The organism is Pseudoalteromonas sp. SWXJZ94C (assembly GCF_015864385.1).
Classification (GTDB): domain Bacteria; phylum Pseudomonadota; class Gammaproteobacteria; order Enterobacterales; family Alteromonadaceae; genus Pseudoalteromonas.
This window is the reverse complement of record NZ_JADYXF010000076.1, coordinates 1-11,318: the sequence shown is the minus strand read 5'-3', so window position 1 is coordinate 11,318 and position 11,318 is coordinate 1. Positions and strand designations below refer to the sequence as shown.

Here is an 11,318-nt window from a genome sequence, read left to right as displayed (position 1 = left end):
AAAGGCTGAAACCAGTTTTAGTAAAGGTATGCCAGCAAAGCAGAAGAAAGCGATGCGCAGTACAGCTTATCTTGAAAAGGTATTGAATTTATAGTGTTTTTTCATGCTCTTGCCCTGACTTTAAAGTAGCCTTTTTTATATTTGCATTTTTAAGTTTTATTTTTCCATTGGCAGTAACACCGAAATGTATCGCTGCGCCCAATTAGCTAACTCCACTCTATTACGTGAATTAGTTTTTTTAAATGCGCTATATAAATGAGTTTTTACTGTGTGATCACTAATGTTTAATTTATCGGCAATCTTGTTATTACTTGCTCCTTGCGCAATAAGGTGAATAACCGATCTTTCTCTTTTAGTTAAATGATTATAATCATCTTGTTTTAATTCTATATCTTCATGCAAACTATTAAACGAGGCCGCAACGGACAGAATATCACTAAATGCTTTTGAAATAACTTTACGAGTAAACCATAATTCACCCGCGCTAATTCTAACTAGACCTTTAAATATATCTTCATGTGCATCTGTTTTATAAAACACACCATTAAAATGGTTAAGTAATAAGTTTTTTTCACATACTGCTTTTTTATCAACGTTAAATATTACAATATTACTTTTTTTGGCTAAAAATATTAAATCTGCAGGAATGAGGTCTTGCCAATTATTGTTAAATCCATCAATTAGAAACAAATCGTATTGTAAGCGTTCTTCAGCTTTGGGTAAGGCATCATCCATTTTTATATCACCAAAAAGAGCTTGAAGCGTTTTTAGAATAGCGACATAATTTTCAGAGTGTGGGTGTGATTTAAAGGTAGTTTTAACGAATACTGAAAGTGGCTTTGGCATAAATCTCGTCCTTGAAATACTGCCCTTACATTACCTAAATTACAAAAAACTTACAATCTAACTTTAGTATTAAAATACTATTGTTAATTCTCATACTTACAGAGGTAAACAAAATTAAATATATATAATTAAATTTTAAAAACCACTTTATAATACAAAAAAAAAGATTAAACCACCAAATTATTTACATATAAAAACTTGCTTTATTTAGCTTTAACTACTACGCCCTTAATAGCTAACTTACTAAAAAATTTAATCCACTCAATTATTAATCAAATAAACCAAGTATATTTTAAAATATTTAAAATTTAATAGTCAGATATGAAAATTGTCTGAATATAAATTGAGCAAATTAAATAACTTAAATAACTTAAATAACTTAAATAACTTAAATAAACATATAACAAGCATTGAGTATCTTTTCCTGTTATTCAATGTTCGCTTTTAATTTGTTTAGTGCATTAACTGAAAAGCCGCGATCGTAAAAATATAAAATTTCACCACTGCTATTTATAAGCACAACTCGAGAATTGTTTGGGCTTTGGTTACCTGTAAATTTTTGCACCGCTTCACCATCTTTATAAATAGTGATTACCCCGCCCCATAGCTCTTTAGGAATACCTTTGCGCATACCGCTATCTATGAATGTGCTAAACATACGTGGCGCCATACCTGCAATAGTAGGTAACTCGTAAGTAGGAAGCGTAACGCCTGCCATATCTAAACCAATTAACCAGCGGTCTATATCAAACTGACTATCTTGCTTGTAACCAATTAATAGTAAGGTTTTATCTGCTTTAAAATCACTGGGTATAGTTACTACGTTTTGCTCTAAGCTTTCACCACTAATGCTTGGAAATTGTTTACCTATTACTTGTTGGTTTGGGTACTGAGATGTACATGCACTAAGTAGCAATAGTACAAAAACGCTTAAAATTGATTTGATCATAACAAAAGCCCTAATATTTTTATAAGTATCATATAAGTACGTTTAATATATAAATAGAGATCTAAAATGTCTGCTTTGTTAAATATTTTTTAAATTTATCAACAGTCATTGGTCGTCCGTATTTCCAACCTTGCCCGTAATGCACACCCGCTGTTTTTAAAATGGCTTCTTGCTCACTCGTTTCAATCCCTTCGGCCACACAAGTGTAGTTAAACTTATGCACAAGCTCCATAATATTAGGGATCATAGAAGCCTTTAGACCCTCAGTTGCTATATCTTGTACAAATGTGCGGTCTATTTTTAGCTGGTGAAAACTCAAGTTTTGTAAGTTTTTTAAGTTAGAGTAACCTGTACCAAAATCATCTAACGACAAGTTAAAACCTGATTCAACTAATGTTTTAAAATGTGTATGAGCAATTTTAGTATCTAGGTATTCATCTTCGGTAATTTCAAGGCAAATAGTGAATCGAGAATGAGTGAGCTCTGGTATTTGTGTTAAAAGTGATACGTTACCTAGCTCTACATCACATGGAAATATATTTAACGACACTTTAAAGTCTTTAGGTAAAGCTTCAAGTGCTGTTAGTTCTTCAAGCACTTTCGCAATCATTACCTCTGTAAACGACCACGTTAAATTATTTTTTCGTATCAGTGGAATAAATTGATCAGGGAAAAGTGGACCATATTTATCTTCAAAGCGAGCAAGCACCTCACAGCCTACAATTTTACCTGTTTGCAAACAAATTATAGGTTGGTAAGTCCAGTAAAAAGAGCTTTTGCTTAACCCTTTACGTACTCGAACTCGTGTAGAGCGGCGCGCAGAAATTTGAAATTCAACCATTAACGCACTTGATACACCGGCTAAACAATTCAAAATTAATGAAATAATCAATAAAAACTGATTATCTGCAAAAAACCGACTCCATGGAGTATGAACCGCAACACAGTAATCTGCACTAATATCGCTGCACTTCAGCTTGGTTTCAAAAGGAAGTTGATGGTGGTTCATTATTTCATCGTACAGACCATTACTGCCCGCTAAATGGTGTAACGTATTTTGTACTTTATAAGTAGCTTCCCACCGAGGAGCTGTAACTATGCCATCATCAAAAACCGCTGTATGCATAATTAAGTTATAGTCTTTTTGGCGAACGATCACTACCTGTATTTCGCGCCCATTAAAAAGCAATAAAGGAAGCTTTGGGTCAAAACGCACCCTAGCACCACTAACAGGGCGAATAAAATCAGGCTCTTTATCATCTATTGGCTTTTCTAATATGCCAACGCCCGTGGTACAAACTAATTTATCATTTTCGAAAAAACCAATATCTATTACGTATTTAGCATCAAATAATGCGCGTCGCATTTCGAGTAAATTTAAATCGTCACACTGAGTAAAATTAAGTTTGTTTAGTGGGATAAGAATTCGGCTGCTTTCTAGCACTGCGGCATCTATGTGCTTGATAATATGTTTCGCATCAGCATTAATTGTGGAAGCTAATTTATGACCAGCAAAATACAACAGGATTAAACTTCCTATTACAAAAACCAACACTCCGGTTAATATTGCGATTAATGATTTTTGCGGGTACTTTTTCATTATATCCTTATAGACTAAACAGCATATTCTGTTGATTACACTTTATAATTGCACAACTATTTTTAAATGCAAATAAGTACATAACAAAGCATAAAAAATCACGAGTAAATAGTTTTTAGGGACATACTTTTAAACGAGAAATTAAGCTAAAACAATATCTTTGCTCATTATCTTAAAAACCACATCTGCAACTTTACTGTGCCCTTTACTGCAAATATGAACCCCATCAATTAAAGACACGCTCACAACACTTTGTAGATCAAAAAAGAGTGCACCTGCATTTAATGCAACACGTTTAAAGTGTTCACTCATTGAATGGTTTTTATGCTCACTTCCCTCATAAACATGTTTATACGCACCTACACACTTAACATAGGCAGGAGCAAGAACAATAATTTTAGGATGATTACTAACACCGTAAAAATATTTAATATCACCAATTAAGTCATCAAGCCCTTGGGCTATTTGAACTGGAGCTAAGTTAAAACGCTTTTTGAGATCGTTTGTCCCAAGCGCAATAATGATTACGTCGAGCGGGTACTTTTCTAAATAAGGCTTTAAATAACTTACACCCAAAACTAAACCATTAAACGGCGGATGATTTACTAAAGTTCGGTTAGGTTGCCCAGCCTCTATAACTTTAAAAGCCGAGCCTAACTTAGTTGCTAACAGCGCGCTCCAACGAATACTATCGTCAAAACGCTTACCTGTTTGTGGGTTTAAACCCCAGGTATTTGAATCACCAAAGCATAAAATATTTTTTATCATTTATTAGGTCATTAAAACGGGTTAAGCGTATAACCCTGTTGTTGCAATTGCGCATGCGCGGTCATTGCCGAAAGCGACATTTGCACCCCATCAATCAATTGTTCAGGAGCAACTTTATAATGTGTAGCCGACTGTCCACACACATAAACCACTGTGTTGTTAGTAAGTAATTGCTTAATTAAACTTTGGTTTTTGTTATCGGTTTTAAAGCGCTTTTTATATTCGCTATTAGCAAGTACATCAACGCTTGCACTACCGTGTACAACTAATGCTAGTTGAATATTTTCAGGCTTTACACCGTGCGCTACATGCATATTAATAAAGCGTGCTAGTGAATTCATAGCATTATTTTGCTCACCTTCTTTTGCCGCTTTATCTACATCAAACGCAATTTTAAATGTTGTAGAATCGCTAATTGTCACGTGTTCGGGTACATTATAAAAATTGCCAAAACCTGTGATAACAGGCTCACTAGCACTTGATAGTGGGCTTAGTAATAAAGCAGATGCAAACATTAAATATTTCATAAAACAGTCCTGTGTTTTAAAATTATTAACCTACATTAGGTTAGTTATAAATTAGCAGAAGTTAAGCCCATTAAGCAACGCACCATGCAGCCATTATTTACCTTTTATGGATATGACTTATGCGAATGATTTAAAAACGTCATTCCTAAGTAATTAAAAGTACGTTTAAACATATCTATAAAAATATCTGGTGCCTCAACAGATGAGGCATTTGATAATATTGAAAACTGCTTTTTTCGTAAACTCCGCAGCTTCGGCTTTAAACTCTCGTCGTCCATGTAGTCGGTGATCCGATCTATAAACGACTTCATTTGTACTGTAGTGTTATACCAATAAACGGGTGATGCAAAAACCCAATGCTCATAATTTAATAGTGACTCAAATACCGTGTAAAAATCATCATCTTTGTGTTTTTTATCGTAACAATATGGCGCAATTTTATAATCATCAAGACAAATTACACGCACATCATTTTGCTCAACAAAGCTATTAACATGGGCTGTAGTATTGCCGTTTTTTCTTGCGCTTGAATAAATAAACCTAAACTCTGGATAATAAATCTATCTCAAGCAGCTATTTTCAGCGCTAACTGCGTTGAATTAACTTGCAATAGACCAGCTATTGACGCGTAAATTCGCCTTGTTTTCACTGAAAATCTCTGGCTAGAGAAAATAAATTCAAATATCACTATGATTCAATATGTTAGCAAATCTCTTAACCAGAGTTCAGGTTAAATAATTACAGTACTGTACTTAAGTTTTTGTTGCATTTAACTAACTCCTTTTTTAATGTAGGAAGAAGCTTAAAACCTCAAGTTATATTGAGGTCAACTAGAGTTTATGACCTAAAGGATTAAATAATGAATACGGATCAAAAAAAGCTAATTGATGCAAATCTTACTGTTGGATATGTAGCAAAAAGAAGTGGCGTAAAAGTATCGACTTTACATTTTTACGAAACGAAAAATTTGATCAGGAGCTGCCGAAACAGCGGCAACCAACGTCGCTACAAACCTGACGTACTTCGCCGAATAGCTGTTATCAAAGCAGCTCAAGCAATGGGGATAACACTGGATGAAATTAAAAACACCCTTGCCACTTTGCCCGAAAATCGCACTCCTACAAAACAAGATTGGTCAGCGCTTTCAAAGCGATGGCAAGCACAGCTAGACGAACGCATTGCTTATATGCAACGTTTACGAGACAAAGTAAATAGTTGTATTGGTTGTGGCTGCCTATCGCTTAAAAGCTGCCCTATTTATAATAAAGATGATCATTTAGGGGATAAACAAAGCGGTGCAGTATTGTTAAATAGGAGTAATTTATAAGTAGAAACTTCTGGCGTTACTACTTATTAGCCGCTTTAAAGCACACCAATAAATAGTAACAACCTATAATATATGTTTAATCTAAACCATTAAGACCGTCTCTAGCAGCGCGGTATAATGCTTTTACAGTGTCATCAAATACGCTTCTGATAAAGCTGTATGTTAGCTCAACCGTTTTTACAATTACTTTACCTACAAACGCTAGCATATGCCCTAACAAGCCCCACGTTTGAGCTGCAAACGAAGCTGAAGCCTGTGCTATTTCGGTTACAGTTCGCGACAGCATATCGTAAAATGTTAAGCTTGTACCAACGGCAGCTTGCGCCGCTACTGCGCTGTAATAACCAGCATCTTTTAATAACGTAATAAGCGCCGCGTTAAGCTTATCGGTCCACAGAGAGCCAAACGATGCTTGATTTCGGTCTTCAAATTTTAATCTTACAGGTGTACTTAAAAAGTGATTAGCTTTAACCGTTAAATTGTTCCAGTCGTTGCTGTTAGCAGTATTCATGTAACCTGGGCTACCCTTCAGTTTATGAGCAGCACCTTTAATACCTTGACCATTGTCTAAACGAATTTCTTGTCCATTATAAGGCGCATGAGAAAAAGGCCATAAAGGAACTTTTGTTACCGGATCTGCGCCATGAGTACAGCGGTATATTTTATCTAATCTTGATGTTGTCGCTCTCGAGAAAGGTTCTAAGCCAACACGAGGACAACCAAATGTATAAAGTTTAACTTCTAAACCATAAGTAGCTTTTATCCAGTCAGCAGTCAATGCAGCAAGTGCACCACCTAAACTATGTCCTACAACATGCACACAACCATTCACTTTATTTTTGAGATTATCAGCAACAAAATCCTTTAGAGCCTGCTTCATCGTATTAAATGTTTTATTAAACCCAGCATGTACCATACTGCCGTTTGCTCCACCGCTTAAACCAAAGTTTCCATCGGTTAAACCATCACGAAGAGAAGCAGTACCGCGTATTGTGATAACAGAGTCGCCTTCAAAATCACCTTTCCCATGCCCAACTAATGCAAAGCCAGTACTTAAATTAAGTAGGTGTGAAAAAAAGCCGCCAGATACACCTTGTATCGCATCTTCGCTAACTGAAAAACTAAAGTTTTTACGTAAAGAGGAATGCAAAAGCCCATTTATGAATTTAGTGCTTTTCATATCTTTGGCGTCATAGGCTAGAGATGCTAATTGAACAGCTTGGGTAGGTGTTAAAGTACTCATAAATTTCCCTTTAAATGATCATAAAAATTAAAGTTTACATGACGTATAAATTGCGTAGGTATGGCTAGTATCTTCTTCAATAGGTATATCGAATGTTTGAGGCTCTTTAGAGATCTCACACACTAAATTTGCAAGTAGCCTTTTTAATGTGTTGCTTTGTTCATGTAGAGTTACTCTAACTGCCCACAATACAACCCCTTCCGGCGTACCATTTTCTAGGTATATGTGCTGGATCAATGATCCATTATCAAACATATTTGAAGGCTTTGAGGTTTTAATTATTTTTTCAGCAAAAGAAAAATTTCCATTGCTGTCTGTAATTGTCTCGTCTAAGTATTCATCGCCATAGGTCAAAGATCTAATTACTTTAGTGTCTGCAACCGGCTGCCCTTCATTTAAAAGCTGCCCTTTAACAGGTGCTGATAAAACAAATTCCTGCTTATCAAAAAAGCCAAACATATTTGCAAAAGCCTGTGGTGTAGTAAAAATAACGGTAATAGACGCTATTACCAATAACAATTTTTTTAAACTTAATGATAACAAAGTAGCAATGCCTCCTAAGTCTATTTACTAGCAAATAACATAGGCTACTATTCAAAGTTAATATTTAAATAATAGTATTATAAAAATACATTTTTGAAGCATTTAAAAATAGGTTAAATTTCAGCCAGAAATTCATTCTTAATTAAATGTACCTAAATTGCAAATTATTTGTGATATGAGCACACTTTACTCACGAAAATCAAAGCATGCTTTTCAAGTAGTTATTTATTCCTTAGCTTTTTTTACATACGTATTAAGTTTCATTAAACCAGATTCAATCTCAAATTTTTGTACTTTGGGGCTTTTAAACTCAAAACTATTCGATATGTGCGTGTTTATCATCGTTGCCATGCTTTTAAATCCCTCTGGGGCATCAGCAACAAGCTCTGTAAGCATAGGCTCAATTAGTTTTTGATGTTCTTCTATCAATGTTAAGTCTTGATAAATTTCGTTAACGAGGTCAATTAAAGATTTTTGTTTTATTTCTTCCATTGTAATTTCTATTTAGCCTTTAGTTGCAAAGACCATTTATAGCTCCATCTAAGTAATTAATGCTCTATAGTAACTAATTGCACATAACTTTCAAGCCATTAAAAAGCAATAATAAATCAAGTTCACTCATTAATTACAAACAAAAGCTAAAAATCATCAATCTCAAAAAGTCGGTTCAGCTCAGGGCAAAAGCATGAAAATACATTTTTTCTATTTGATTGAATAGCTGCTTTTTAAAGCTGGGGCTTTTATATGCTTGTTAAAACTAGGAAGAGAAAACTAAATTAAACACCTAACTTAACTAAACAAAATTTAGATGAGTGTCACAGCTATTTTTATGCGACCTTTAACGGCTATTTATTTGCCTTTGTATCATCGTTTTCATCAAGATAGCGTTTATGCTTTTCAGCCTCTTTTACATTACCTAACTCTTGATATATTGAATGGAGCCTCTTGTGTGCTTTATTCATTCCATTTCTATACTGGTTGTTCAATCTATTTATGTATTCTTCATAAAGACTAATTGCTTTAGGGTAATCAACTGGTACAAAATTACCTGAGTAATAAATCCAAGCTAACGAAGAAATTGCTGATAGTTCTCCATTATCAGCGCGCCTTGTTGCTTCTGCTACATACCTAGAACCATCGCCTGTATGTACACCAATCAATCGTAAAGCTTGCCAGTCACCCATTTTGTAAGATTTTTCACACCAACTCTCAAGTTTATCTGGTGCGTACATAAGGCTCTTTCGACACTGCATCCCAACGACATTTTTCGATAATGTAGGATCATTTATATCATGTTCAGGAAAAAGAGGACTTGCATATGAATAAAAAAAACAGCTACATAAAAATAAAACGCTCAATACAAACTTTGTCATTTTATTGAACCATCTGAATTTAAAGTTTTTATAAATATCGAATTGATAAGTTTTAACAACAGCCATAAAAAGTAAGTTCCCTGCAAAAAGGTAGTATTTAAAAATGTGTTAACTTACAAGGGTTATCAACAGCGACTATTGTAATGCTAATTTTTGCTTTACTCTTTGGGTGATTAAAACTGCTTAATTAACGTATAAGGTGCATCGGCGGCTAGTCGTGTCACAATATAACTATAAGAAGAAGAATAACTTCCTCCTTTTACCGAATTTGACATACGCAAAATGATATCTTCAATACCATCTTGGTTATAATCGCCTTTCGCCATTATCGTTAACCTTTGAATACCGCCACTGTTGTCATAATACATCGCTTGGCCGTCATTTACAGGTTCCACTTTTTTAATGTGGCTCATTTCTTCCCAGCTACTCGCTTTTGCTAAGCGACGCTCATCATCATTCGAAATAATTAAGGCGAGCTCAGACGGCATTTGTTTCGGTAATGCTAAACCGTGCTTAAATGAGCTTAAAAAGCTTTCTTTTGAAGGCGTTAACAGCCCCATATCGTGCCAAGTCGAACACGTTTTTTTAAATGTCTTTAGTATAGATTTAGTCTGATAACTTGTACTTTTATAGTTTTCCATCGTCGCTTTAGACAATGTTTTACAGCTATTAACATCCATATCAGGCTTACCATTAAGAGTAAGTACTTCTGTAAAATACCATTGTTTATCCAATAGCATATTAACCTGCTCTAAACTGTCAGAGGTTATTGGGTCTATAAACAATCCTCTAGTATTGCTCTTTAGGTTATATGTGGGCGCTATTTCATTGCCTGCAATATTCGCACATGCTGTGCTCAATATAATAGTTAAAGCGAGTAACAGTGTATTTTTAATCATTTTGCGCTCAAAAGTAAGTTGCGGACATAAGTATTACGCTCAGCCGATACGTCTTTCCTATTTGATTCAATAGCCGCTTTTTTAACACTGTGAGCTTTCATGTGCCTGTAAAATTAGGGGAAGTGTCTTTAAGTTTAGGCATCCCTAAATTAAATATTGCTGGCATCAAAGCGTCTTCTCTTTAGTGCCATGTTGTTTAAGTACATCTTGTTAGCAGCAAATCAACACCCACAATTAAAAGTGGGTGTTAATGTTATTTTTCTTAAAAAATTAAAACTGCTTAATTAACGTATAAGGTGCATCGGCAGCTAGTCGTGTTACCACATAGCCATAAGTAGAGCCGTAACTTCCACCTTCTACACCATTGATCATATACAAGACCATATCTTCAATGCCGTCGTTGTTATAATCGCCTTTTGCCATAACTGTTAAACTTTGAATACCGCCGGCGTTATCATAATAAATAGCTTGGTCTTTATTTAATGGCTCTACCTTTTTAACATGACTCATTTCTTCCCAGTTATTTGCTTTTGCTAAATTACGCTCATCATCTTTTGAAATAATTAAAGACAGCTCTGGAGGCATTTTCTTTGGTAAATTCAAGTTATGTTCAAAGTCTCTTAAATACGAAACATCTGAAAAAGTTAGTTTACTCATAATTCGCCATGTCTCACACGTGAGTTTTCTTGCATTTGTAACTTCTTGTTCAGAGTATATAAAAGCTCGATATCCATTTTTTATTTTTTCTGTTAATGCTTCACATGTTTCAACTTCCTCATACTTGCCCTCAGATGATTTCAACTCAAATTCATAAGACCATGTTTTTGTGTCTAAGTTTGAGAAATCTTTAGCTTGCGTTAAACTAATTTGCTCATCAAAAAAAGCATATGTGCTATTTTTTTTTATAAATGTAGGTTCTATTTTTGAGGTGGCAACACAACCAAAGCTCAAGCTGATTAGAATAGATATATATAAAGTCTTCATTTATTTTCCTAATAAGTTTTTAACATAAGTATTTCTTTCAGCACTAACATCCGTTCGTGAACATTCAAGTGCTGCTTTTTCAAAATCATTTGCCTTAATGTGACGATTAAAATTAGGAAAACGGTTAATTAGCCTAGGGCGTGTTGATCTTTGCGGTATAAAAAACAAACAGCATGAGGATGAGGTATAATTGAATTCGCTAAAAAACGTTACACCGAACCCTCATGCCAAGATTAATGTTAACAGACGCGACATGGAA

The 11,318-nt window shown here is 34.6% G+C and carries 13 protein-coding genes; 1 reads left to right on the top strand and 12 read right to left on the bottom strand.

Annotation, left to right across the window (positions count from 1 at the left end):
- Window positions 1-156: 156 nt before the first annotated feature.
- From I6F65_RS20220 to I6F65_RS20195, 6 genes are all read right to left on the bottom strand, one after another.
- Complete coding sequence (locus I6F65_RS20220; protein WP_166113604.1) at window positions 157-846, bottom strand: LuxR C-terminal-related transcriptional regulator; 690 nt, start codon at window positions 844-846, stop codon at window positions 157-159.
- A 427-nt stretch (window positions 847-1,273) separates the two neighbouring features.
- The gene (locus I6F65_RS20215; protein ID WP_197114622.1) at window positions 1,274-1,795 is read right to left on the bottom strand and encodes a hypothetical protein; all 522 of its coding nucleotides are present in this window, start codon (window positions 1,793-1,795) and stop codon (window positions 1,274-1,276) included.
- Window positions 1,796-1,856: 61 nt separating this feature from the next.
- Window positions 1,857-3,395 (bottom strand): EAL domain-containing protein, encoded by a 1,539-nt coding sequence (locus I6F65_RS20210; protein ID WP_197114620.1) that lies wholly within the window; start codon window positions 3,393-3,395, stop codon window positions 1,857-1,859.
- A gap of 141 nt (window positions 3,396-3,536) precedes the next feature.
- Window positions 3,537-4,163: an SGNH/GDSL hydrolase family protein gene (locus tag I6F65_RS20205; RefSeq protein WP_197114618.1), complete on the bottom strand. Its 627-nt coding sequence runs from the start codon at window positions 4,161-4,163 to the stop codon at window positions 3,537-3,539.
- 11 nt (window positions 4,164-4,174) lie between these two features.
- Complete coding sequence (locus I6F65_RS20200) at window positions 4,175-4,690, bottom strand: DsrE family protein (protein ID WP_166113550.1); 516 nt, start codon at window positions 4,688-4,690, stop codon at window positions 4,175-4,177.
- A 104-nt stretch (window positions 4,691-4,794) separates the two neighbouring features.
- Entirely contained in the window at window positions 4,795-5,250 is a 456-nt protein-coding gene (locus I6F65_RS20195; RefSeq protein ID WP_197114624.1) for a flavodoxin family protein, read from the bottom strand.
- A gap of 299 nt (window positions 5,251-5,549) precedes the next feature.
- On the opposite strand from I6F65_RS20195, the gene soxR reads away from it, so the two are divergent.
- Window positions 5,550-6,017, top strand: a complete 468-nt coding sequence (soxR, locus tag I6F65_RS20190) for a redox-sensitive transcriptional activator SoxR (RefSeq protein ID WP_197114616.1) — start codon at window positions 5,550-5,552, stop codon at window positions 6,015-6,017.
- Between the two features lie 76 nt (window positions 6,018-6,093).
- Here the strand turns inward: soxR and I6F65_RS20185 are convergent, their stop codons facing one another.
- The 6 genes from I6F65_RS20185 to I6F65_RS20160 form a co-directional block, all read right to left on the bottom strand.
- Window positions 6,094-7,260, bottom strand: coding sequence for a lipase family protein (locus I6F65_RS20185; protein ID WP_166113542.1), 1,167 nt, complete (start codon window positions 7,258-7,260; stop codon window positions 6,094-6,096).
- 27 nt (window positions 7,261-7,287) lie between these two features.
- Window positions 7,288-7,803, bottom strand: coding sequence for a DUF6795 domain-containing protein (locus I6F65_RS20180; RefSeq protein ID WP_166113538.1), 516 nt, complete (start codon window positions 7,801-7,803; stop codon window positions 7,288-7,290).
- Between the two features lie 225 nt (window positions 7,804-8,028).
- The gene (locus I6F65_RS20175) at window positions 8,029-8,295 is read right to left on the bottom strand and encodes a hypothetical protein (RefSeq protein ID WP_166113535.1); all 267 of its coding nucleotides are present in this window, start codon (window positions 8,293-8,295) and stop codon (window positions 8,029-8,031) included.
- A 353-nt stretch (window positions 8,296-8,648) separates the two neighbouring features.
- Window positions 8,649-9,242 carry a hypothetical protein gene (locus I6F65_RS20170; protein ID WP_197114614.1) on the bottom strand — a complete coding sequence of 198 codons (594 nt, stop codon included), beginning with the start codon at window positions 9,240-9,242 and terminating at the stop codon, window positions 8,649-8,651.
- 107 nt (window positions 9,243-9,349) lie between these two features.
- On the bottom strand, window positions 9,350-10,075 hold the full coding sequence (locus tag I6F65_RS20165; protein ID WP_197114613.1) for a hypothetical protein: 726 nt from the start codon (window positions 10,073-10,075) through the stop codon (window positions 9,350-9,352).
- 270 nt (window positions 10,076-10,345) lie between these two features.
- Complete coding sequence (locus tag I6F65_RS20160) at window positions 10,346-11,059, bottom strand: hypothetical protein (protein ID WP_197114611.1); 714 nt, start codon at window positions 11,057-11,059, stop codon at window positions 10,346-10,348.
- Window positions 11,060-11,318 lie beyond the last annotated feature (259 nt).